General features: G+C 43.7%; 20 protein-coding genes and 1 rRNA gene. 20 read left to right on the forward strand and 1 reads right to left on the reverse strand.

What is annotated here, in order from left to right; all coding sequences use genetic code 11:
* The first annotated feature begins 21 nt into the window (after window positions 1-21).
* From MKX60_RS31660 to MKX60_RS06530, 19 genes are all read left to right on the forward strand, one after another.
* Window positions 22-465: a GtrA family protein gene (locus MKX60_RS31660; protein WP_445670744.1), complete on the forward strand. Its 444-nt coding sequence runs from the start codon at window positions 22-24 to the stop codon at window positions 463-465.
* Window positions 466-470: 5 nt separating this feature from the next.
* Window positions 471-1589: a glycosyltransferase family 4 protein gene (locus MKX60_RS06445; RefSeq protein WP_341059364.1), complete on the forward strand. Its 1119-nt coding sequence runs from the start codon at window positions 471-473 to the stop codon at window positions 1587-1589.
* 33 nt (window positions 1590-1622) lie between these two features.
* The gene (locus MKX60_RS06450; RefSeq protein ID WP_341060275.1) at window positions 1623-2024 is read left to right on the forward strand and encodes a divergent PAP2 family protein; all 402 of its coding nucleotides are present in this window, start codon (window positions 1623-1625) and stop codon (window positions 2022-2024) included.
* 14 nt (window positions 2025-2038) lie between these two features.
* Window positions 2039-2935 (forward strand): decaprenyl-phosphate phosphoribosyltransferase, encoded by an 897-nt coding sequence (locus MKX60_RS06455; RefSeq protein WP_341059365.1) that lies wholly within the window; start codon window positions 2039-2041, stop codon window positions 2933-2935.
* A gap of 50 nt (window positions 2936-2985) precedes the next feature.
* Window positions 2986-3729 carry a sugar phosphate nucleotidyltransferase gene (locus tag MKX60_RS06460; RefSeq protein WP_341059366.1) on the forward strand — a complete coding sequence of 248 codons (744 nt, stop codon included), beginning with the start codon at window positions 2986-2988 and terminating at the stop codon, window positions 3727-3729.
* Between the two features lie 20 nt (window positions 3730-3749).
* Entirely contained in the window at window positions 3750-4301 is a 552-nt protein-coding gene (gene rfbC / locus MKX60_RS06465; protein WP_341059367.1) for a dTDP-4-dehydrorhamnose 3,5-epimerase, read from the forward strand.
* A gap of 35 nt (window positions 4302-4336) precedes the next feature.
* Window positions 4337-5359 (forward strand): dTDP-glucose 4,6-dehydratase, encoded by a 1023-nt coding sequence (gene rfbB / locus MKX60_RS06470; RefSeq protein ID WP_341059368.1) that lies wholly within the window; start codon window positions 4337-4339, stop codon window positions 5357-5359.
* A gap of 8 nt (window positions 5360-5367) precedes the next feature.
* Window positions 5368-6231: a dTDP-4-dehydrorhamnose reductase gene (gene rfbD, locus MKX60_RS06475; RefSeq protein ID WP_341060276.1), complete on the forward strand. Its 864-nt coding sequence runs from the start codon at window positions 5368-5370 to the stop codon at window positions 6229-6231.
* Window positions 6232-6349: 118 nt separating this feature from the next.
* Window positions 6350-7372: a glycosyltransferase family 2 protein gene (locus MKX60_RS06480; protein ID WP_341059369.1), complete on the forward strand. Its 1023-nt coding sequence runs from the start codon at window positions 6350-6352 to the stop codon at window positions 7370-7372.
* A gap of 157 nt (window positions 7373-7529) precedes the next feature.
* Window positions 7530-8429 (forward strand): glycosyltransferase family 2 protein, encoded by a 900-nt coding sequence (locus MKX60_RS06485; RefSeq protein ID WP_371915756.1) that lies wholly within the window; start codon window positions 7530-7532, stop codon window positions 8427-8429.
* Window positions 8426-9832 (forward strand): undecaprenyl-phosphate glucose phosphotransferase, encoded by a 1407-nt coding sequence (locus MKX60_RS06490; RefSeq protein ID WP_076286915.1) that lies wholly within the window; start codon window positions 8426-8428, stop codon window positions 9830-9832. The genes MKX60_RS06485 and MKX60_RS06490 overlap by 4 nt, the downstream gene beginning before the upstream one ends.
* A 121-nt stretch (window positions 9833-9953) precedes the next feature.
* The gene (locus MKX60_RS06495; protein WP_341059370.1) at window positions 9954-10820 is read left to right on the forward strand and encodes a phosphatidylinositol-specific phospholipase C/glycerophosphodiester phosphodiesterase family protein; all 867 of its coding nucleotides are present in this window, start codon (window positions 9954-9956) and stop codon (window positions 10818-10820) included.
* Window positions 10821-10982: 162 nt separating this feature from the next.
* A complete protein-coding gene (locus MKX60_RS06500; RefSeq protein WP_341059371.1) occupies window positions 10983-11702 on the forward strand; it encodes a heptaprenylglyceryl phosphate synthase in 720 nt (239 codons plus the stop codon).
* Between the two features lie 159 nt (window positions 11703-11861).
* Window positions 11862-14201 (forward strand): DNA helicase PcrA, encoded by a 2340-nt coding sequence (gene pcrA, locus MKX60_RS06505; protein WP_341059372.1) that lies wholly within the window; start codon window positions 11862-11864, stop codon window positions 14199-14201.
* Window positions 14202-14279: 78 nt separating this feature from the next.
* Window positions 14280-16292 carry an NAD-dependent DNA ligase LigA gene (gene ligA / locus MKX60_RS06510; RefSeq protein ID WP_341059373.1) on the forward strand — a complete coding sequence of 671 codons (2013 nt, stop codon included), beginning with the start codon at window positions 14280-14282 and terminating at the stop codon, window positions 16290-16292.
* Window positions 16293-16494: 202 nt separating this feature from the next.
* Window positions 16495-17202: a response regulator transcription factor gene (locus MKX60_RS06515; RefSeq protein ID WP_076297845.1), complete on the forward strand. Its 708-nt coding sequence runs from the start codon at window positions 16495-16497 to the stop codon at window positions 17200-17202.
* A gap of 19 nt (window positions 17203-17221) precedes the next feature.
* On the forward strand, window positions 17222-18334 hold the full coding sequence (locus MKX60_RS06520; protein WP_076286910.1) for a sensor histidine kinase: 1113 nt from the start codon (window positions 17222-17224) through the stop codon (window positions 18332-18334).
* A 64-nt stretch (window positions 18335-18398) separates the two neighbouring features.
* Window positions 18399-18998 carry a hypothetical protein gene (locus MKX60_RS06525; RefSeq protein WP_340973071.1) on the forward strand — a complete coding sequence of 200 codons (600 nt, stop codon included), beginning with the start codon at window positions 18399-18401 and terminating at the stop codon, window positions 18996-18998.
* Window positions 18995-20902, forward strand: coding sequence for a transglycosylase domain-containing protein (locus MKX60_RS06530; RefSeq protein ID WP_341059374.1), 1908 nt, complete (start codon window positions 18995-18997; stop codon window positions 20900-20902). Before MKX60_RS06525 ends, MKX60_RS06530 begins: the two co-directional genes overlap by 4 nt.
* Window positions 20903-20905: 3 nt before the next feature.
* On the opposite strand, the gene MKX60_RS06535 is transcribed toward MKX60_RS06530, so the two are convergent.
* Entirely contained in the window at window positions 20906-22162 is a 1257-nt protein-coding gene (locus tag MKX60_RS06535; protein ID WP_341059376.1) for an MFS transporter, read from the reverse strand.
* Window positions 22163-22575: 413 nt separating this feature from the next.
* Between MKX60_RS06535 and MKX60_RS06540 the strand changes: the two genes are divergently transcribed.
* Window positions 22576-24133: ribosomal RNA gene (locus tag MKX60_RS06540) — 16S ribosomal RNA — on the forward strand.
* Window positions 24134-24162 lie beyond the last annotated feature (29 nt).

A 24162-nucleotide genomic window follows, 5' to 3' on the forward strand; every position in this document is an offset into this window, starting at 1 on the left:
GCCTAAATTAAGCGATAGTTGGTGTTTTATTTGACAGGTTCAACTGTTTCCAACGAAAAAAAACAAAAAAATATCAAAAATATAATAGAATTTATTAAGTATGGATTCTGGGGAGCTGTGACGACAGGTATAAATCTGTTGGCATTTTTTTGGTTAGAGAGTTTGGGGATGTACTATATTGTCGCGAATATAGTTAGTTATATATTTGCTGTATTTGTAAACTACATTCTTAATAAGAAGTTTGTTTTTAAATCTGACTCCTCGGAAAATAAAGACGGTAAGCAGCTGATTAAATTTTTTATTGTGAGACTGGTATCCTTACTTATAGATAACATACTGTTTTATTTACTGGTATCCACGTTGCATTACAATGTGAATTTTTCAAGAGTCTTTCTCAGTTTAGCTATTATTATTGCGACTTTTGGTGTTAATAAACTTTTTGTGTTTAATACAAAGAAGAGGTAAACAAAATGAGATTAAAGATATTAATTGTTCTTAATTATTATTACCCATATATAAGCGGCCTCTCTGAATGTGCTAAGTCTTTAGCCGAAGAGTTGGCAAAGGAACATGAGGTAACGGTACTAACAGCTAAGCACGAGAGTCATCTTTTAGAGTTTGAAGAGATTAATGGCGTTAAAGTAGTTCGTGCTAATCTATTATTTAAAGTAAGCAAGGGTTATATTAGCCTGGATTATTTACGCAAGTTTCATAAACTTCAAAAAAATGCTGATATAGTAAATCTACATCAACCAATGGCTGAGGCAGGTATTATCAGTCACCTAACGAGTAAAGAAAAACTGATTCTAACTTATCAATGTGATGTGAATTTGCCTCAATCTTTCGTGAATTCCATTATAGTGAAACTAATGGATAAATCCTCTCGATCGAGTTTTAAAAGAGCCAGGAAAATTGTGGTCAGTTCCTATGATTATGCAAAGAGCTCAAGAGTGCTACCTGATTTTAAAGATAAATGGTTGGAGATACATCCTACTTCATCGTTTTATAAAGAATTCGATACTTCTCGTGAAAGATCTCAGAAAGAAGAAACATATATAGGTTTTTGTGGTAGGATAGTTGAGGAAAAAGGTATAGATATTCTACTGCAAGCTGCTCCCATTGTGAAAAAAGTATTACCGAATGTTCAATTCTTAATTGCTGGCGATTACAATAATATTGCTGGTGGAAGCATTTATGAGGACTTGAAATTAAATATTGGCTGGGATGAAACCTATGTGAAATTCTTGGGAAGGTTATCTACACAACAACTGATTGATTTTTATTATTCTTTAGACCTATTTGTACTTCCTAGTACAAACTCTCTTGAAGCTTTTGGGATGGTGCAAGTTGAAGCGATGCTTGCTGGTGTACCAGTGGTTGCCTCAGACTTACCTGGAGTGAGAGAGATAACCAGAAGGACTATGATGGGGGAAACGGCTGGGTTGAAAGATGTACAACAACTAGCTGAAGCTATCATTAAAGTTTTGGAAAATAAGGATAAATACATTAAAGACAAGAGAATAATCAATGAGCTATTCGGAGTGGAGAGTGCTGCAACCAAATACATCGAGTGTTTCCAACAAATCTGATTTATGTTTATATATGAATAGGAGATAAAAATGATGTATTATTGTTTTGTTCCTTTTGTAGCTTGGTTTGTAGCGGGTACTTTAAAATATTTAATCAATAGATATCGTTTTGGTAAGGCTGCTCATGGATATATTGGGAATGGTGGATTTCCTAGCAATCATACTACAGTAGTAACCACAATTACATGGCTGATTGGATTAAGAGAGGGTTTTGATTCTCCGGTCTTTGGCCTGGGTATTGCCCTGATAATGATAGTTATCTTTGATGCTACGGGTCTGAGGAAATATGTTGGACAACATGCCGAGAACATTAATCTGCTTACTTCAGAATCATCTGCTATCAAATTAAGAGAAAGAATAGGACATACCAAAATTGAAGTGGCCGGCGGGATTGTTCTGGGAATTTTATTAGGATATATAATATATCTTCTTTAGTAGGAGTGTCTAATTTGGATCACCAACTTGTATTTCAGAAAAAAAGAACATTGCTTACCGTTATATCGGATATACTTTTTGAAATGCGCATTAAACAATGGACGAAAAATTTACTTGTATTTGCGTCAGCAATTTTTTCAGGAGCGATTTTAAATCCTTCTACCTTGATAGATGCTTTTTTAGCGTTTCTTTCATTTTCTTTTATGGCAAGTACGATATATATTATCAATGATATAGTAGATGTTGAAAAAGATAGACTACATCCAGAAAAGTGTCATAGACGGATCGCATCAGGTGCGATAAGTATCCCTGCGGCGATTATGATCGGGATTATTACTTTTATTATAGCTATTGGATTAGCCTATTCTATTAACTACTCTGTAATACTAGCAGTACTTGCATATTTCGTAATGAATCTCTCGTATAGCCTTTATTTAAAACATGTAGTACTAATTGATGTCATGATTATAGCAGCGGGTTTTGTTTTAAGAGCTGTTACAGGAGCCTTAGCTGTGGATGGTGTTCTTACTTCTTGGTTTATTTTATGTACTCTTGGACTTTCTTTGTTCTTAGCACTTGGAAAGCGAAGACATGAGCTATTGTTATTTAAAAATGATCCCTCAAATCAACGAAAAGTCTTAAATTTCTATAGTGTGGAAATGCTAGATCAACTAATGACTATTATTACTGGCGTTCTGATTATGTTTTATTCTATGTATGCCGCGTCGGAAGAGCCAGCAATGATGTTTACTATTCCTTTCGTGTTATACGGGATTTTTAGGTATTATTACTTAATCCATATGAAAAATGCTGGTGGGAAACCTGAGGAAATATTATTAAATGATAAACATATTTTGGCTACAGTTATATTGTTTGCTATTCTAGTTGTTGTTATTAAAAAATTCATTTAATCTAATAGAAAATTTATTATAATACTTACAAATAGCTGGAGGTTATTTTAGTGAAAGGCATAATCCTAGCAGGAGGTACGGGCTCTCGTCTATACCCTCTAACAAAAGTGACCAACAAACATCTTCTCCCAGTAGGCAAATACCCGATGATCTTTCACGCAATTTATAAGCTCAAACAGGCTGGTATCCAAGATATTTTAATTGTTACTGGTAAAGAGCATATGGGTGATGTGGTAAATCTGCTTGGGAGTGGAAACTCTATGGGTGCTTCTTTTACCTATAAAGTTCAGGATGAAGCTGGCGGTATTGCTCAAGCGCTTGGTCTTGCAGAACAATTTGTTGGATATGACCAAAGTGTTGTTATTCTTGGGGACAACGTATTTGAAGAGGATATTTCTCAATATATTGAGAACTTTAAAGCTCAAGGAACTGGAGCTAAGATATTAATCCAAGAGGTCTCCGATCCACAGCGTTTCGGTGTGCCTGAACTGAAGGGCGATAATATCATATCCATTGAGGAGAAGCCTACCGCTCCGAAAAGTGGATATGCCGTTACTGGAATTTACATGTTTGATAGTAAAGTCTTCGAAATAATTAAGAAGCTTACTCCTTCAAATCGAGGAGAACTTGAAATAACGGATGTAAATAATGCATATATTAAAAGAAATGAACTGACGTATGATGTACTGGGCGGTTGGTGGACTGATGCGGGTACGCATTCGTCACTAGCGAGAGCTAATGAATTGGCCAAGGATATTCTGTTTGATGAAGAATTTGGTAAATTAAAACTATAGAAACGAGGAGGAGCTCCAAGATGAATGTCACTCCTTTGAAGTTACAAGGCGCAAGCCTACTAGAACCGGTTGTCCATGGTGACAACCGGGGTTTTTTTATGGAAAGCTACAATGAAGAAACCATGCATAAGCTCGGCGTAAACAACAAATTCATCCAAGACAATCAATCCCTCTCTGCAGAGGTTGGTGTCCTGCGTGGTCTACACTACCAGTTGAACCCAAAGGCCCAAACAAAGTTAATTCGTGTCTTAACCGGCGCTATTTATGATGTATTCGTAGATATTCGTCGTAATTCTCCTACATTTGGTCAATGGGTCGGAGTAATACTTAGCGAATATAACAAACGCCAACTGCTTGTACCTAAAGGCTTCGCGCATGGCTTCTGCACGTTGGTCCCTAATACCCAAGTGTTATACAAGGTGGACGAATATTATTCCCCTGAGAATGATCGTGGCATATTATGGAATGATCCAGCGTTAGGTATTGATTGGCCGACTTCTAGTCCGATATTATCGGATAAAGATCAACGTCATCCTGTACTGATGGACGCGGAACTTAACTTCGAATTATAAACATAACATTTCATTGAACAAAAGGTGGGCTATAAATGAAACTGCTAGTTACCGGTGGAGCCGGATTTATCGGCAGCAACTTTGTATTATACATGCTGCAACAACATCCTGATTATCAAATCGTTAATGTAGATACGTTGACGTACGCAGGTAATCTGGAAAATTTGAAGTCAATCGAGAATCACCCTAACTATACCTTTGTTAAAGCTGACATTACTGATGTTCAGGCGATCGATTCCTTAATGAGCCAAGGTATTGACGTAGTAGTTAATTTCGCGGCTGAGTCTCACGTGGATCGGAGTATTTTGGAACCTGAAGTGTTTGTGAAGACGAATGTACTTGGAACACAAGTGCTTTTGGATGCGGCAAAAAAATACAGTGTGACAAAGTTCGTTCAAGTATCTACGGATGAGGTATACGGTTCACTTGGTGCAACTGGATTGTTCACCGAGGAAACTCCACTTACTCCTAACAGCCCTTATTCGGCAAGTAAAGCAGGTGGAGACTTGCTTGTTCGTGCATATCACGAAACGTTCGGACTGCCAGTGAATATCACTCGCTGTTCAAACAATTATGGCCCATACCAATTTCCTGAGAAGCTTATCCCACTAATGATTTCCCGCGCACTTGCTGATCAAGCATTGCCTGTTTATGGCGATGGGATGAATATTCGCGACTGGTTGTATGTTGAGGATCACTGCAGCGCGATTGATTTGGTTATTCATGAGGGCGTAAATGGTGAGGTTTATAACATCGGTGGCAATAATGAGCGTACGAATGTGCATATCGTTAATACGGTATTACAAGAACTGGGCAAACCCGATTCTCTGATTACTTATGTTCAAGACCGTCCGGGTCATGATCGTCGGTACGGTATAGATCCAACTAAGATTATGAACGAACTGGGATGGAAGCCGAAACATACGTTTGAAACAGGCATTAAAGAAACCATCCAATGGTATCTCAATAACCGCGAGTGGTGGACTCGCATTCAATCTGGGGAATATCAAAAGTACGCTGAATTACAGTATGGCGATCGTTTGGGAGAATCTCTATAATGGCGCAACTGAAGGTACTTGTTACAGGCGCGGCCGGACAATTGGGTCAGGACGTAGTTTTACTACTCCAACAACAAGGTCACCAAGTGATGGGCTGCGACCGTCAGGAGATGGACATCACCGATCTGGATCAGTGTATCCAGGTTATTGGTGAGTTTGGACCGGATGCTGTCATTCATTGTGCAGCGCATACGGCAGTAGATGCGGCAGAAAGTGAAATCGATGCTGCTTATTTAATCAATGCAACGGGCAGTCGAAACGTAGCGCTAGCTTCTGAAAAAGCTGGAGCTAAGCTGGTATACATTAGTACGGATTACGTATTTGATGGTTTGGGAGTACAGCCTTACCATGAGTATGATAATACAGATCCTAAGAGTATATATGGTAAATCGAAACGTGCGGGCGAGGTGCTCGTTCAATCCCTCTCCTCTAAGTATTTCATCGTACGCACATCATGGGTGTATGGTAAATACGGGAATAACTTTGTCAAAACAATGCTAAAGCTGGGTCAAGAAAAGCCAATGCTTCAAGTAGTCGATGACCAAAAGGGTTCGCCTACCTATACAGTTGATTTAGCTCGTTTCTTGCTTGAGCTTATCCAAACTGAGAAGTATGGTGTATACCATGCGTCAAATAGCGACTCATGTACTTGGTTTGAATTTACACAGGCTATCTTTGCAGAGGCTGAGGATATTTTGGGTTTGAAATTCACCGCTAAGCTTGAACCGTGTGCTACGGAACAGTTCCCGCGACCTGCACCACGTCCTCGGAATTCGGTGATGGAGCATCTGTCGATACGTACGAACGGTTTTCAGGATATTCGATCTTGGCGTGAGGGCCTGAGAGATTTCCTCTTAGAGCTAAAAGAATAAGATAGTAGCAAATGAAACTCCCAAATCGTTCATAACGATGCGGGAGTTTTTTGTATTCTTTCGCTATAATAGGAAGGGAGTAGGTAGTTAACAAGAAATCACGAAGTCGAGGATACCCATGAACAACAAATCAGTTAGTGTACATATCGTCACCTATAATAGTGCTGACGACATCATAGATTGTATAGAGGCAGTAATGGCACAGGATTATTTGGTCAAAAAAATTGTCGTAGTGGACAACGCTTCAACTGATGGTTCGGCGGATAAGGTCAGAACGTTCTATCACCAGTTTAACTCGGACTCACCCGCTGCATTCTTGGTGGGGCATGAAGCTATGAACTCCGCAAGGGAGATAAAGCAATATCCAACAATTGACCTTCTGGAGAATGAGCTTAACACAGGCTTCGCCCCAGCCCACAATCAGGCCATAGCCGCGACTGATACAGATTATGTGCTCGTTCTTAACCCTGACCTAACGCTGGCTCCTGACTATGTTTCTAGACTCATTGCACAAATGGAAGCCAATCCACAGATCGGCAGCGCCACAGGCAAGCTTTTGCTGAAGGCGGATCATGGGCTGGTAGACAGCACGGGTCTCCGAATGAACAGAGCACGCCGTGCATTTGATCGCGGTGCGGGTGAGCCAGCTGACCAATGGACGCAATCGGGTCCTGTATTCGGTGTATCTGGAGCGGCTGCGATGTATTCTCGACGGATGATCAACGACATAAGTGTTGATGGCGATTTTTTTGATGCAGACTTTTTTGCCTATAAGGAAGATGTGGATGTGGCTTGGAGGGCGGAGATATTCGGCTGGCAGGGATATTATGATGCTGAGGCGATCGGGTATCACGAACGTGGCTGGAAAACGTCTGGTCGTAACACTAAGCCGTTGTTCATCCGACGAATATCTTACATTAACCGCTACAAAATGATCTACAAGAATGAACCGACTCGAACTATGCTGAAGACAATCTTCATTTCTCTCCCCTATGAAATTGCAGCTCATGGTTATATGCTTCTGAGAGAGCCACAGTTAATTACAGCGTGGAAGTCCTTTTTTACTCAGCTCCCTGCGTTAAAAAAGAAGCGGGAGTATATACAAGCCGCGATAAAAGAGAGAAAGAAACACGAAAGCTAAACCACATCTGGAAAAACCTCCCTGAAACGTCACCTCCTCTCAGGGAGGTTTTATGTTATAATTATTGTCGGTAGATTACTATATTTGTCAGGAGCGTTACGCAGTGAATGTAGATGTAAGCATACTTATTGTTAATTACAACACGTGTCGCCTGACGATGGATTGTCTCAGGTCGGTGTATGACTCAGCAACGAACTATTCCTATGAGATTATTTTAATAGACAACAATTCCAATGATGATTCGGTAGAGAAGATTAGTAGAGAGTTTCCAGGTGTAATGTTGATCGCAAATAACGACAATGTCGGTTTTGCCCGTGCTAATAATCAGGGGATGGAAGCTTCATCCGGACGGTATGTGCTGCTGCTGAATTCAGATACGGTGGTACGTAAGGATACGCTAGAGACGATGATCTCCTTTATGGATAGTCGGCCTGATGTAGGAGCGTCAGGGTGCAAGATTATTTTACCGGATGGCTCGCTAGATAAAGCTTGCAAGCGGGGGTTTCCTACACCGTCTGCTTCGTTCTATTATGCTTTTGGATTTAGTAAGCTATTTCCGGATCGTCCAAGGTTTAACGGTTACCAGTTAGGTTATCTGGACCCTGATCTTGATTACCCGATAGATTGTCTGGTTGGTGCGTTTATGCTGCTGCGGCGGGAGACGATTAACCAGGTGGGTGGATTGGATGAAGAGTTTTTTATGTACGGTGAGGATTTAGATTGGTGTTATCGTATTAAAGAGGCTGGTTGGGAGATTTATTATTATCCGAAGACTGCTATCGTACATCTTAAAGGCGGCAGCGCCAGACGAAGACCGTTTAAGATCGTCTATGAATTCCACCGGGCAATGATTTTATTTCATCGTAAGCATTATAGTAAGAAGTACAACAGTATGATAAATGGAACAGTATATGCTGGAGTTGGCGTGAAGTTCGCACTTTCTCTTTTGCGGAATGCCTTAATCTCTCCTAAAAGAGTTCCATCACCTGCACAGAGTCTTAACTCCGCTAATGAAACAGGTGCACGTAACGAAAAGAATACTGAGGTGAATTTATGATTCGGCGTAATCAGAAATTTTTGACACAGCTCTATATGGTGGCTGACTTTCTTGTCATCCAGCTGTCCTTCCTTATAGCCTGGTGGCTAAAGTTTAGAAGTGGTTGGATGGAGTACGAAAACCCGTTGCCTGTAGAGTCGTACGCTTACTGGAGTATGATTTATGGCGGAATTGCAGTGTTAGTCGGTATACTGCTGTCGCTGTATTTGCCGAAGCGTAAGAAACGGTTTGTCGATGAATTCATTAAGATTTTCCAAGTGCATATTATGGGCATTTTCATTCTGCTCGGTCTGATGTTTTTCGTGAAAGAAATAAATATCTCCCGAACATATCTAGCTCTTTACATGGGATTGAACATTCTTTCTATTATGCTGTACCGTTATGTACTGAAGAAGATGCTTAAATCTTTTCGCGAAAAAGGCTTCAACCGACAGTTTGTACTTATCATCGGTGCAGGTACGCTAGGCAAAAGATTCTACAATAATCTAGAGCAATACCCTGAGCTTGGATATGAAGCGATTGGCTTCTTGGATGACTATCATACTTGGGATGGAATTGAAGAGCAACGATATAAACCGATTCTAGGAACAGTTGACCAGTTGTCTGGAATGCTAGAGATGCTGCCTGTGGATGAGGTTATACTTGCTCTGCCGCTTGATGCGCATTCGAAGTATCCTTCAATTATTGCGGCCTGTGAAAAAGCAGGTGTACGCACACTGATTATCCCTGACTTTTTTGACTACTTACCAGCCCGCCCTTACTTTGATAACTTTGCAGGCATGCCAATGATTAATGTTCGTGATATTCCACTAGATATGACGGGTAATAAGATGGCAAAAAGATTGTTTGATATTGTGTTCTCTTTGTTCGCAATTATTATGATCTCTCCAGTGATGCTTATCGTGGCTCTTGGTGTCCGACTGACCTCTCCGGGACCGATTATATTCCGGCAGGAACGTGTGGGACTGAACCGTCGTAATTTTATGATGTATAAGTTCCGCTCCATGAAGATGCAGCAGGATGGTGAAGAGGATACAGGCTGGAGTACGCGGGAAGATCCTCGTAGAACAAGATTCGGGACCTTTATCCGTAAGACAAGTCTAGATGAGCTTCCGCAATTTTTTAATGTGTTGCTGGGACATATGAGTGTGGTGGGACCTCGACCAGAACGCCCATATTATGTGGAACAGTTCCGTGATGAAATTCCGAAGTATATGGTTAAGCACCATGTACGACCTGGAATCACAGGCTGGGCACAGAGCAATGGACTTCGCGGTGACACTTCCATCGAGGAGCGGATCAAACACGATATTTTCTATATCGAGAACTGGTCTTTACTGTTTGACATTCGAATTATTTTCAAAACGATTCGCAACGGCTTCGTCAACAAAAATGCTTATTGATTCCTGCACTTATTTTGGATTTATTAAACTTTTATACGATCCCCGTTTCTACCTATGGTAGAGCGGGGTATTGTTTTTCTATTGTTTCATAATCTAAACTTCGCAAAGGAAACTATCAACTATGGATAAGAAAAAGATTGTTGCTACTGTAATTGTAATTGGAGCTCTTATCATGTTACTTGTAATCGCTTTTAGTAATGAAGATGAACAGCCTGCAAGCGGCTTTGAAGCTCACAAGGTCATAGCACATGCCATGGGTGGCATTAACGGTCATACGTACACCAATGCTTTTGAAGCATTTGTTGCTAATTATGCACAGGGAACTCGCGTATTTGAAGTAGACTTGTTATTATCGGCTGATGATCAGCTAGTAGGTAGGCATGAGTGGTCAGGCAACATGAGTAAGCTTTTAGGTCAGTTGGATGTTCTTCCTGCTAATAAACAAGGGGTAGTACTAGATTATAAGGAATTCATGGACAGCCCAATCCTGAATATATACTCCCCGATCGATGTCGAGAAGTTGCTTGATCTGATGCAGCATTATCCAGATGCTTATATCGTGACCGATACGAAAGAAATCAAACCCGAACTTATAAATAAACAATTTACATTGTTGGTAGAAGCGGCGCAGCGCCGGGATCCAGCCATATTAGATCGGATTGTTCCACAAATATATAATCAGTCGATGCTTGATGAGATCAATAAGGTGTATTCTTTTCCAGAATTGCTTTACACTCTGTACCAATCCAAGGATACGGATGAACAAGTTATTGAGTTTGTTAATAAAACAGGTGTGGATATTACCATGCCAGTTGGCCGAGCCACCAAGAGCTTTGTTAAAAAGCTGAAGAAGGCTGGCGCTCGTGTATATGTTCATACAGTAAATGAAGAAGCTGAAATTAGGGAACTGGCCCGTATGGGCGTGGATGGTTTTTACACTGATTTTGTACCCGAAGAGGATTTGATTAACATCTCAGGTGTACGTTGAAATCTTAGACTACTTTTTACCATTAAAAAATACGAAAAAATGTTCGCATTTTTGTTCGCTTTAAATTGACACACCTGCTGTGCTGGCATAGACTAGATCTATATCTTTTGCGGCGGCAGGAGTGTCTTTGTCTTGCCCAAATGACTATTAAGGATGATTCTCATGAAATCAGTGCAGCAAATGATCAAACCTTGGCGGCATGTGTTTAAGCTAGACCCTGACCGGATGATTTCGGATGAGGATTTGGAGGCCGTTTGCTTATCTGGCACGGATGCCATACTGATAGGGGGCTCTACAGGAGTAACCTATGAGAATACAGTGGATCTCTTATCAAGAGTAAGAGGGTTTGAGTTGCCCTGTGCACTAGAAGTATCCGAACTTGAAGCTGCTGTACCCGGATTTGATCTTTATATGATCCCTATGGTGCTTAATACGCCTGATCCAGCCTGGATTGTAGGCCATCATCGCCGAGCTATTGAACGCTATGGATTTATGATTCCATGGGATTCGCTTCTAACGGAAGGTTATATTGTGCTGAATAGTGCCTCTTCAGTTGCACGGATTACAGGGGCTGAGACGGCCATTGATGCTGAAGAAGCGGCCGCTTATGCTCAGGTTGCGGACAGGCTGATGTCACTGCCGATTGTTTATCTTGAATACAGCGGTAGGTTCGGGGATATGGAAACTGTGCGGACAGTACGCGAAATGGTGGATCACGCCCAACTTTTTTATGGTGGGGGCATTACTTGTGAGGCGGAAGCCGAGCAGGCAGCAGCTCTATGTGATACAGTAGTGGTCGGCAATATTATTTATAGTGATGTACAGCAGGCACTGCTAACAGTTGCGGCTGTAAAAAAGACAGTACAAGAGCAATTCGATTAAAATATAAGAAAGTATAAGTTTCACGTGATACATTATCCTTATATTTTCGCATAAACACTTACCGTCCTTATAAGGACGCCAAAGGCGTTTATGCTTAGTGGTTATTTTTAGGACTACTTATGATTTGTGATTTTATATTTAGAAAGGAGCATGTTACACATGCAACTTATTAGCATACAAGACGCAGTAAGTCGACTGAATCCTCCACAAAGACAGGCTGTCGAAACTACTGAAGGACCACTTTTGATTATGGCTGGTGCGGGCAGTGGGAAGACGAGAGTGTTGACTCATAGAATTGCCTGGCTGATTGCCAATCGAAAGGCGCCACCTTGGGCGATTTTGGCGATTACGTTTACGAATAAAGCCGCGCGGGAAATGCAGGAACGTGTATCTAAGCTTGTCGGACCTGAGGGAAGAGATATCTGGGTATCCACCTTTCACTCTATGTGTGTTCGGATTTTGCGGAAGGATATCGAGCGGATTGGTTTTACCTCCAACTTCTCCATTCTGGACTCTACAGATCAGTTATCCGTAATACGTAACTGTATGAAGGAACTGAATATTGATACGAAGAAATTCGAACCAAAAGCTGTGCAGGCTATCATTAGCGCATCCAAGAATGAGCTGATCACTCCGGCGCAGTATGAGCAGAAGGTTGGTGATTATTTTGAAGGCTTAGTTGCAAAGGTATATAAGATGTATCAAAGACGTCTAAGAAGCAATAACTCGCTTGATTTTGATGATTTGATTATGAAGACCATCGAACTGTTTAAGGAAGTTCCCGAGGTACTTGATTTCTACCAAAAGAAATTCAAATACATCCACGTGGATGAGTATCAGGATACGAACAGAGCGCAGTACATGTTATGCCGTATGCTCGCTGATAGCCACCACCGGATTTGTGTGGTAGGGGATAGTGACCAGTCGATTTATCGCTGGCGCGGAGCGGATATTACGAACATTCTTAATTTTGAAGAGGACTATCCAGAAGCGAAGACCATTCTTCTAGAGCAGAACTACCGTTCAACTGCTAATATCTTGAATGCAGCCAATGGTGTGATCGCACTCAATAGTGGACGTAAGCCGAAGAAGCTGTGGACCGATTCCGAGGAAGGCGCCAAGATTAAGGTGTACCGGGCGGACTCCGAGCATGATGAAGGTTACTTTGTAACCGGAGAAATCAGCAAAAATGTGAAACAGGGTCAAGCCTACCAGAATCATGCGATACTGTATCGTACGAATGCCCAGTCACGGGTAATCGAGGAAATTCTAATTAAATCTGATATTCCGTATCAAATCGTAGGTGGGATTAAGTTCTATGATCGTAAAGAAATCAAAGATCTGCTCGCTTATTTACGCTTGTTGTCTAACCCTGATGATGATATCAGCCTGACGCGTATTATTAATGTACCTAAGCGGGGATTAGGGGATACAACGGTTGGTAAGCTGGCAGCTGCAGCTGGTGAGCGTGGTGTTTCTATTTTCCGCGTACTGCAAACTGTAGATGATTTGGGCTTTGCCGGACGGACGCGGAATATGCTAGTAGAGTTCTACGATATGATTGAAGCCCTGCACCGTATGGTGGAGTTCTTGTCCGTAACAGAACTGACGGAAAAAATACTGGAGATGTCACAGTACCGTTTGGAGCTGCAAAATGAAAACACTCTCGAATCTCGCTCGCGACTAGAGAATATCGATGAGTTCTTGTCCGTGACGATGGAGTTTGAAAAGAATAACGAGGACAAGTCGCTTGTCTCCTTCCTCACGGATCTTGCACTTATCGCAGATATTGATAGTGTGAATGATGATGAAGAGGACCGTAGTGACGCTGTAGTCCTGATGACGATGCACAGCGCCAAAGGTCTGGAGTTCCCAACGGTATTTATCGTCGGGATGGAAGAAGGCGTGTTCCCGCACAGCCGAGCCTTCCAAGACAACGATGAGCTCGAAGAGGAACGACGGCTTGCGTATGTAGGGATCACCCGCGCCGAGAAACAATTGTTTCTCTCTTGCGCGCGGATGCGTACGCTCTTTGGGCGGACGACGGCGAATCAGCCGTCCCGCTTCATTGAAGAGATTCCGGAGGAGTTGAAGGAAGATACCGCGAAGACACAGGACCGCTTCCAACGCGGAGGCTCGGAGGTAGGCGGTGCTTATGGCGGACGCGGCTTCAGTGGCGGCAGTCGTGGGAACTTCGGCGGTAGAGGTGGAGCCGCTGGTGCGGCGCCGATTGGCAGCGGAAGCACAGCGTCCGCAGCGACAAGTAAGAGTAGCGTGACCGTAACCTCCGGAGGCGCACAGCGCGCTACTGGAGCAGGGGCTGCGGCTGCTGGCGATTACAAAGCGGGTGATAAAGTTTCGCACGGCAAATGGGGCACTGGCACCGTTGTAGCTGTAAAGGGCACCGGGAATGATACGGAGCTGCAGATTGCTTTTCCGGCACCAGTGGGTGTAAAACGACTGCTTGCAGGGTTTGCGCCGATTACCAGGGTGGAATAATAGTAGGAAACGATTAACGAACGGATATTTAGACCACGCTAACCATTAGGAAACTTATTGACGGAGGGATGTACCTGCATGGATGCTATGCATGTGATGGAAGAGCTTGTTGCGGAGTTAAATAATTATAATTACCACTATTACACGCTGGATGCTCCGCTAGTCAGCGATAAGGAATACGATGTTTTATACGACAAGCTTGTAGCACTGGAGGCTGAGAGTGGCTTCGTACTACCGGATTCACCTACACAACGTGTAGGTGGAGAGCTGCTTAAGGGCTTCACGCCGCATAGGCATCTGGCTCCGCTTTGGAGTCTCGATAAAGCACAGAATATTGAACAGCTGCGGAGCTGGAATACGCGGGTACTTCGCTTAGTGAATGAGTACAATCTTAAGAACCCAGGCAACCCTCTACCTGATCCTTGTTATGCAGTAGAACTGAAGTTTGATGGCTTGACGCTGAATCTAACCTATCGGAATGGTGTTCTCGAACAGGCATCGACGCGTGGTAATGGTGTCATTGGTGAAGGAATACTTGCTCAGGTGAAGACCATCAAGTCTGTTCCATTAACGATTCCTTTTAAAAAAGGTGTTATTGAGGTTCAGGGTGAAGGGATTATGAATCTGTCTGTGCTCGCTGATTATAATACCCGGGCTGCAGAGCCGCTTAAGAATGCACGTAATGCGGCGGCAGGTGCACTGCGCAATCTAAACCCGAAGACTACTGCAGAACGTCGTTTGAATGCATATTTCTATAATGTAGGTTTTGGAGAAGGTGTAGAGTTCGCCGATCATCAGGAGATGATGGATTTTCTGCGGAATAACAAATTCAAAGTAAATCCTTATCTGACTTACTGTAATGATTTCGATGATGTGACTGAGCAGCTTGCCGGAATCGAGGAGAGTCGTTCAACTCTTGATTACCTCATTGATGGAGCGGTTATCAAGGTAACCGATTTCCGTATTCGTGAAGTTCTTGGTTACACTGACAAGTTCCCTCGCTGGGCAGTGGCTTATAAATTTGAAGCTGAAGAAACAACGACCGTGCTTGAGTCTGTTAGCTGGAATGTAGGACGTACAGGTAAAGTGACTCCTTTAGCTCGTGTTGAAGCCGTAGAGCTTGCTGGAGTTACCGTACAGAATTGCACATTAAATAATGTGGGCGATATTGAGCGCAAAAACTTGAAATTCGCCTTAGGTTCACGAGTGTTTATTCGGCGTTCTAATGATGTTATCCCGGAAATTCTCGGCAAGGTAACGGAAGAGAATGACGGAGGAGAAATTATTTTCCCTGAGGATTGCCCGGCTTGTGGATTTCCGCTAGAAATGCGCGGTGCGCATCTTTTCTGTAATAATAAGCTGAACTGTAGACCGCAAATTATTAGTCGGATCACCCATTTCGCTTCACGAGATGCGATGGATATTGAGACGTTTAGTGAGAAGACGGCAGGTCAGCTCTACGACGAGCTTAATGTTCATGACTCTGCGGATCTGTATGAATTGTCCTTTGAGCAGCTTGTACAGCTGAACCGTTTCGGGGAGAAAAAAGCACAGAATTTGCTGCAAGCATTAGAGGATAGCAAAGGGCGCGATCTCGCCTCATTTCTCTTTGCGTTAGGAATCCCTAACACAGGTAAAGCAACAACTAAGATGCTGGCTGATCATTTCCGCGATCTGGATGCTGTGATGCAGGCTAAAGCGGAAGAACTTGCCGAGTTGCCGGACATTGGCGGGATTGTCGCCGAGAGCATTGTTAACTTCTTCGCAGATCCTGTAGTCGTGGCGAACGTTGCTCGGTTGCGCGCGCTTGGGGTTGAAGCAAAAGCTCCTGAGGCACCACGTCCTGTTAGCGCGGATTCCTTCTTTAGCGGAAAAACGGTAGTGTTGACCGGTTCATTACAAAAGCTTACACGTGACGAAGCAGCAGAACGTCTGGAAGCGCTCGGAGCGAAGGTGTCTGGAAGTGTATCTAAGAAGACGGATTTGGTTATTGCCGGCGAGAAGGCAGGTAGTAAACTGGCCAAAGCACAGCAGCTGGGCATTCAGGTCATCGAGGATGAGGATGAGCTGATTCGACTGCTGGAGATGTAAGTATATTTTTACTAAATTCTAAAAGGGTACCAGTTCCATTTCGTTTAAGTACGAGTGGAGCGGGTACGCTTTTTTTGCGTAACCTACTTATTGTCGTTCGATTTTAAGTACATGTTTCTATTTTCGAGGAAAAACGTTCAATGGATCTGCTAATATAGAAGCTAAAGATAATTATTACTATATTTGAAAGGAACCCCCTCCTGTGAAGAGAGAAACGATATTGTTAGTAGATGATGAGAAGGAAATTGTAGAGCTGTTATCGATTTATCTCTGTAATGAGGGCTATCGACTGCTTAAAGCTTATGATGGGATGGAGGCACTGGCGTGTCTGCAGAAGGAAGAAGTAGATCTAATTATTCTTGATGTCATGATGCCTAAGATGGATGGATTAGCTGCATGTATGAAGATCCGTGAAGAGCGGAAGATGCCAATTATCATCCTTTCAGCCAAAAATACGGATATGGACAAAATCTCAGGACTTAGCATAGGAGCGGACGACTACGTGGGCAAGCCGTTTAATCCTTTGGAGATTGTGGCACGAGTTAAGTCACAGCTGCGTCGTTATCACGCTTTCAATAAAGATAGTAATAGCCTAGGGAATGACAGCAAACTGAGCTTTGAAGATTTAACTATAGATACGTCTAAGCATGAGGTACATATAGACCAGCAGAAGATTAAGCTGACCCCCCGGGAATTTTCTATTTTAGAACTTTTGGCAAGGCACCAAGGTCAAGTGCTCAGCTTAGAGCAGATATACGATAAGGTGTGGAACGAACCATTTTTAGATGGGGGTAATACTGTTATGGTACATATTCGTAACCTCCGCGATAAAATCGAAGTGGATTCGAAGCGCCCCCGTTATATACAAACCGTCTGGGGAGTTGGCTATAAATTAGATGGACCTTCCTGAAAGGATTAGGTGAGGCTTCTTGAATTCAAAATATATAACTACGATTCGTTGGAAGTTTATATACGCCTTTTTGCTTAGTGTGCTTTCCGGTGGATTACTGCTGTTTGCAGGTTACCAGCTCGTTAATTTCATGATCTATCTGAATCCAGTGTCAGAGTCGGCTCCCTATTCACGTATCTTACGCTGGATCATTAATCATATTGGCTCTATGCCACTGCTGACCGCAGCTGGTATTATCAGCTTTTTGCTGTTCTTTTTTATCTATACTCGTAAAATAGTACTGTATCTGGAGGAGATCACCAAAGGAATTCGGGAAATCACAAGCTCCGGGATGTCGCACCGAATTGAAGTCAGAACCACGGACGAGCTGGGAGTGCTGGCTGAGAATATTAATGAAATGGCTGAACGTTTGCAGCACTCCGTGGAAGAGGAACGTAAAGCAGTGAATGCAAAAAATGACTTGATCACAGGTGTCTCCCACGATTTACGAACCCCCCTTACCTCTGTCCTCGGTTTTCTGGAATATATCGAGCAAGATCGATGCCAGGAAGAAGTAGAAATACGATATTACGTGAGCATAGCCTACAACAAATCCCTTGTGCTGCGTAAACTGATCGACGATCTTTTTGAATATACACGCGTAAATAGTGGGGAATACCCTCTGGTTATGGAGCGATTAGATTTAAAAGCATTTATACGGCAGCTAGCGGAGGAGTCAGTTCCCGAACTAACAAAGGCTGAAATGACCTATGAGATCGATGACCAAGCTGGTGAGTTGTGGATAGAGGCTTCCCCTAAAGAATTAGTTCGTGCTTATGAAAATTTGATTACGAACGCGATCCGTTACGGTAGAAGCGGCGGGAAAGTGGAGATTGGTTTCAGTAAAAGGGGAAATGAAGCGGTTGTCCGCATTAGCAATTTTGGAGAGATGATTGCAGAGAGCGATATTCCGTTTATTTTTGAACGATTCTATCGAGCAGAGAAGTCTCGTTCACAGCATACAGGCGGTTCAGGCCTAGGTCTTGCCATTTCCAAAAGTATCGTCGAACGCCACAATGGCGTTATTTATGTAGAAAGCTCCCCGCTTCGGACGGATTTTATCACCTATTTCCCATTCTTCATAGAATCTTAAGAAAACTCTTGGCGGGTTCTTAAGATTTGGAAGATATCCTTGTGAGAACAAGGAGGGAATGACTATGCACAAACTTCGGACGGTTCGCATCCATTATCTTTATATTTTTATAGGGAGTGCTCTTTTGAGTGCTGCCTTTCTTTTTGCTGTCCAGCGGGCTGTTGCTTTGCTGTATTCTCATTATTCGGGGAAGTCAGGCGTCTTTTTTGTTCATCTTATCCATTGGACCATTAATCATATTGGAACAATCCCTAGCGTCATAATTCTATTTGTTCTATTCTTCAGTGGGTTGTTTATTCTCCGTTCACAGAAAATTGCCGATGATTTGCACACGGTACTGATTGGAACCTCAGAGTTAGCAGACAAGGGAGTAACAAAAGAAATCAAGGTCCTCTCTGGAGGAGAATTAGGCCAAATCGCCGCTAACCTGAATCGCATGCAAAGAATTGAAGTTCCGAATAGAGGCGTAGCAACAGAAACGATGCAGGACACACCAGCTGTAGCTTTATTGATAAGAACTCGGGCAATTCTCCGTGCTCTCCGTGAGGTAGAGGAGGCTGACAACACGGATGATGGGATGGAAGCCCAAGCACTTCTTGAAGCAGCGAGTGTTGAAGCCCGTAGTATGGAGCGGTTCTTAGAGAACCTGATTATAGAATCATGAATGCCGTTACCGAAAAAAAACAAAGTGTAGCCCATTCAGGCAAGGATGGCAGATGGATCGTGCGTACCCGGATACTCCGTCTGGGATATTTATTATTTGATGGGAGTATCATTGGAATAATAATAGCGCTCGTGGGTTTGCTTTACGTATTTCAATACGGCGGGCAAGTGGTTAAACAGCAAGAGGATAAACTTCAGCTGCCGGAATCGAGCATCATTAAGACCTCGGACGGGACGACATTACGAATGATCCCTTTACCGGGCTCGGGGTATAGACATTCAGCGGAGCTGGAGGAAATGCCTGCATTATTGATAAATACGTTTTTAGCGGTGGAGGATCGGCGCTTTTATAGCCACCAGGGATTAGATTATAAAGGAATTTCTCGCGCTTTTCTAAATAATATTGTGGATATGGATCTCTCCGAGGGCGGGAGTAGTATTACTCAACAGCTAGCTCGCAATCTTTATTTGAACAGGAACAAGAATGTCATACGTAAGCTAAACGAAGCATCCATTGCTCTTACATTGGAGAGGCAGTTATCAAAACGAGAGATTTTAGGGCTTTACCTCAATCAGATTTACATGGGGCGTGGACAATATGGAGTAAAGGCAGCTGCGGAGCGTTACTTCGGCGTATCCGATTTGAAAAAACTAGAAATATGGCAAATCGCCACCTTGGCAGGAATCCCTAAAGGACCGTCTATTTATAATCCGGTAGACAATAGTACATTATCCAAAACAAGAAGGAATCTCGTTCTACAGATTATGTTAGATCAAGGACTGATTACTAAAGAACAAATGCTTGAGGCCAGAGATAAAAAGTATCAACCTCCCGCTGCGAACAAAGTAGAAGTCATTGGTGTGCATTATGTGGACGCTACGCTTAAGGAAGCGGCTCAGATCACTGGGAAGTCTGTGGAGGAGCTTCGAACGGGTGGCTACACTATCGTTACAGGGTTGAACATTAAAGCACAGCAGGCGCTAGAGCAGGCTTTTCTAAAGGGTTCTTCTTTCCCGCCTGACGGAAAAGATCAGCAGGTAGAAGCAGCTATGACCATAATGGATCATCGTACAGGTGAAGTGGTGGCACTAATTGGTGGGCGTGAACAAAATGAGGGGAGCTTGAACAGAGCTACAATTGATGCGCGGCAGCCAGGCTCCAGCTTCAAGCCGATCATTGATTATGGACCCGCGCTAGAGAGCGGGAAGTTTAGCCCGAATAGCATACTTTCTGATCGCAAATACGCTTATGGAAACTATGTACCTGAGAATTTGAATGGTGTGTATCAAGGTCAAATCACAATGAGTAGAGCGCTGCAAAAATCCGTGAATGCGCCAGCTGTTTGGCTTTTGAAGCAGGTTGGAATCTCTTCTGCACGGCAATTCGCAGCCAAATTAGGAATTGTACTGACAGAGGAGGATAACCATTTATCAATAGCTTTAGGAGGGCTTCATAATGGGGTATCGCCACTTAAAATGACACAAGCCTATGGTGTCTTTGCTAATGGAGGTAAATTCAATGAGGCTCATATGGTACGCACGATAATGGATTCAAAAGGGAAGGTTGTGTATTCACATCTCTCCAAATCACGGCAGGTAATATCGCAACGAACCGCAGAGGCAATGACGATGATGCTACGTAATGTTGTCAATGAAGGAACGGGCAAAAAAGCGCAAATGAACAGGCCTGTAGCGGGGAAAACCGGAACAACCCAATTGGATCTGCCAGGCGTAAGCAAGAAAGCTAACCGGGATTTGTGGTTTGTTGGTTATACTTCGGAATGGACAGCTGCAGTGTGGATGGGGTTTGATCGTACAAATAAGGATAATTATATGACAGAGGGCAGCGGGAAGGCTGCCGCTCTATTTTCTACAGTCATGAGTAAGGCGTTAAGTGGTTACTGATGTTTATTGAGCGGCCCATTCTTCTAGTTTCTCGTCTCTAGGAAGCAGGAGAGCAAGGAAACCCAAAAGTGGTAGGAATCCACAAGCTATAAACACTTTTGAAATACCAATGCTGTCAATTAGATTGCCGAGGACCAAGGAACCAATTCCGCCGAGCCCAAAAGCAAGACCAGTGATTAACCCTGAAACTGTTCCGATATTGCCTGGATAAAGCATCTGAGCGTAGATTACAGTAACGGAGAAGCTGGACAAAAGGATGAAGCCGCCAATCAGCAGGAGAATAGCTGCCCACATTTGGTTCACGAAGGGTAGAGCCAGCGCGAAGGGCACTGTTCCGACCATAGAGAGAAGAATGAGATTACGCCGTCCGAAGCGGTCAGCCAGTGGGCCTCCGAAGAATGTACCGACAGCTCCAGCTGCTAGATACATAAAAATATAGATTTGGGCCTTATCAAGCGTCATTTGATATTTGTCCATTAAATAGAAAGCGTAGTAACTTCCGATAGAAGCGCCGTACCAAGATCTTACAAAGACTAGGAACACAAGGATGATTGTTGCCGTTCGAATACTTTTGCGGCGGGCAGGATCAATTGCACGAGCTGTTGACTTCTTATGAAACGTATATCCTGCATCCAGCATCTCTCGATACCAGCGAGCGACATAGGTCTGGACGGCGATTCCGGCAGCCGCAACGATAGTGAAGCCAAGAGCGCCGATCTGCCCAAAGGGAATGAATATCCATTTCGTGAGCATTGGTCCTAAAGATTGTCCAGCATTGCCGCCGACTTGAAAAATAGATTGCGAAAGACCTTTCCGCTGACCGGCAGCCATATGAGCAACACGCATGCCTTCGGGATGAAAGGTAGCAGATCCGAAACCGATTAGCATGACGGAAAACAATACAAGGATATAGTTGTTGGCATAAGCCAATAAAAGTACGCCTAGAAATGTGCTGCACATACCCAGTGGTAACAATATAGGACGAGGCTTACGATCAGCCGCATACCCAATGACTGGTTGGATCACGGAGGACGTCATGTTTAAGGCAAAGGAGATCCACCCAATCTGAGCGAAGGAGAGCATCAAGTTATCTTTGAGAATAGGAAAGATTGCAGGGATGACTGCCTGAATAGAATCGTTAAATAAATGAACAAAGCTGACAGCCAGCAAAATCTTATAGATTGTTGCTTGCTGCAGATTACGCTGCTCCTTGTCCTTGGTGTTTGTTTGGGTCGCAGCACTAGATGGATTTTTTTTCATTTAGACTCCTCTCATACGTATTATTAGAAGTTAATATATGGGATTACGATAAATTCTATTTAGCCATAAATTAAGGATTATTGGAATCAATTTGTGTTGGTTTGTGCTAGTTTGAAAGTATTTATTCGTAGATTATTTTTTATTTCAAAAAAAGCTTGCAAACATAAGAACAGCATGGTATATTATCTCTTGTGCTTATGACGCATCGAACAAATGAAACACAAACGATGAAAAAATAAGTTGACAAGAAATACGACAACATGATATACTCTAATTCCTGTGCAAGAGACATTTGATGTCGAAATGCCGGGAGCAAGTTCTTTGAAAACTGAACAAATGGAACGCGTTAATTTTTAAAAGATTCATTTAATGAATCGTCAGTTTCAAAATGAGCATATCGCTCTTTTCAATACTAATTGGAGAGTTTGATCCTGGCTCAGGACGAACGCTGGCGGCGTGCCTAATACATGCAAGTCGAGCGGAGTTATTTTGAAAGCTTGCTTTCAAAATAACTTAGCGGCGGACGGGTGAGTAACACGTAGGCAACCTGCCCCTTAGACTGGGATAACTACCGGAAACGGTAGCTAATACCGGATAATTTCTTTTTTCTCCTGAAGAAAGAATGAAAGACGGAGCAATCTGTCACTGAGGGATGGGCCTGCGGCGCATTAGCTAGTTGGTGGGGTAACGGCCCACCAAGGCGACGATGCGTAGCCGACCTGAGAGGGTGAACGGCCACACTGGGACTGAGACACGGCCCAGACTCCTACGGGAGGCAGCAGTAGGGAATCTTCCGCAATGGACGAAAGTCTGACGGAGCAACGCCGCGTGAGTGATGAAGGTTTTCGGATCGTAAAGCTCTGTTGCCAGGGAAGAACGTCCGGTAGAGTAACTGCTATCGGAGTGACGGTACCTGAGAAGAAAGCCCCGGCTAACTACGTGCCAGCAGCCGCGGTAATACGTAGGGGGCAAGCGTTGTCCGGAATTATTGGGCGTAAAGCGCGCGCAGGCGGTCATTTAAGTCTGGTGTTTAAACCTTGGGCTCAACCTGAGGTCGCACTGGAAACTGGGTGACTTGAGTACAGAAGAGGAAAGTGGAATTCCACGTGTAGCGGTGAAATGCGTAGATATGTGGAGGAACACCAGTGGCGAAGGCGACTTTCTGGGCTGTAACTGACGCTGAGGCGCGAAAGCGTGGGGAGCAAACAGGATTAGATACCCTGGTAGTCCACGCCGTAAACGATGAGTGCTAGGTGTTAGGGGTTTCGATACCCTTGGTGCCGAAGTTAACACAGTAAGCACTCCGCCTGGGGAGTACGGTCGCAAGACTGAAACTCAAAGGAATTGACGGGGACCCGCACAAGCAGTGGAGTATGTGGTTTAATTCGAAGCAACGCGAAGAACCTTACCAGGTCTTGACATCCCTCTGAATCCACTAGAGATAGTGGCGGCCTTCGGGACAGAGGAGACAGGTGGTGCATGGTTGTCGTCAGCTCGTGTCGTGAGATGTTGGGTTAAGTCCCGCAACGAGCGCAACCCTTAACTTTAGTTGCCAGCAGGTAATGCTGGGCACTCTAGAGTGACTGCCGGTGACAAACCGGAGGAAGGTGGGGATGACGTCAAATCATCATGCCCCTTATGACCTGGGCTACACACGTACTACAATGGCCGGTACAACGGGAAGCGAAACCGCGAGGTGAAGCCAATCCCATCAAAGCCGGTCTCAGTTCGGATTGCAGGCTGCAACTCGCCTGCATGAAGTCGGAATTGCTAGTAATCGCGGATCAGCATGCCGCGGTGAATACGTTCCCGGGTCTTGTACACACCGCCCGTCACACCACGAGAGTTTACAACACCCGAAGTCGGTGGGGTAACCCGCAAGGGAGCCAGCCGCCGAAGGTGGGGTAGATGATTGGGGTGAAGTCGTAACAAGGTAGCCGTATCGGAAGGTGCGGCTGGATCACCTCCTTTCTATGGAGAATCGTCTTCTGCAATGAAGA

Origin of the sequence: Paenibacillus sp. FSL R5-0914, from assembly GCF_038004525.1 — a bacterium.
Lineage (GTDB): Bacteria > Bacillota > Bacilli > Paenibacillales > Paenibacillaceae > Paenibacillus_AQ.

Bases quoted from the DNA above. Each gene is read 5' to 3' on its own strand.
- MKX60_RS06525 (WP_340973071.1), top strand. From the start codon at position 18,399: ATGCACAAACTTCGGACGGTTCGCATCCATTATCTTTATATTTTTATA.
- rfbC (WP_341059367.1), top strand. From the start codon at position 3,750: ATGAATGTCACTCCTTTGAAGTTACAAGGCGCAAGCCTACTAGAACCG.
- MKX60_RS06450 (WP_341060275.1), top strand. From the start codon at position 1,623: ATGTATTATTGTTTTGTTCCTTTTGTAGCTTGGTTTGTAGCGGGTACT.
- MKX60_RS06500 (WP_341059371.1), top strand. From the start codon at position 10,983: ATGAAATCAGTGCAGCAAATGATCAAACCTTGGCGGCATGTGTTTAAG.
- MKX60_RS06530 (WP_341059374.1), top strand. From the start codon at position 18,995: ATGAATGCCGTTACCGAAAAAAAACAAAGTGTAGCCCATTCAGGCAAG.
- MKX60_RS06485 (WP_371915756.1), top strand. From the start codon at position 7,530: ATGGATTGTCTCAGGTCGGTGTATGACTCAGCAACGAACTATTCCTAT.
- ligA (WP_341059373.1), top strand. From the start codon at position 14,280: ATGGATGCTATGCATGTGATGGAAGAGCTTGTTGCGGAGTTAAATAAT.
- MKX60_RS06495 (WP_341059370.1), top strand. From the start codon at position 9,954: ATGGATAAGAAAAAGATTGTTGCTACTGTAATTGTAATTGGAGCTCTT.
- MKX60_RS06480 (WP_341059369.1), top strand. From the start codon at position 6,350: ATGAACAACAAATCAGTTAGTGTACATATCGTCACCTATAATAGTGCT.
- rfbB (WP_341059368.1), top strand. From the start codon at position 4,337: ATGAAACTGCTAGTTACCGGTGGAGCCGGATTTATCGGCAGCAACTTT.
- MKX60_RS06535 (WP_341059376.1), bottom strand. From the start codon at position 22,162: ATGAAAAAAAATCCATCTAGTGCTGCGACCCAAACAAACACCAAGGAC.
- MKX60_RS06490 (WP_076286915.1), top strand. From the start codon at position 8,426: ATGATTCGGCGTAATCAGAAATTTTTGACACAGCTCTATATGGTGGCT.
- pcrA (WP_341059372.1), top strand. From the start codon at position 11,862: ATGCAACTTATTAGCATACAAGACGCAGTAAGTCGACTGAATCCTCCA.
- MKX60_RS06445 (WP_341059364.1), top strand. From the start codon at position 471: ATGAGATTAAAGATATTAATTGTTCTTAATTATTATTACCCATATATA.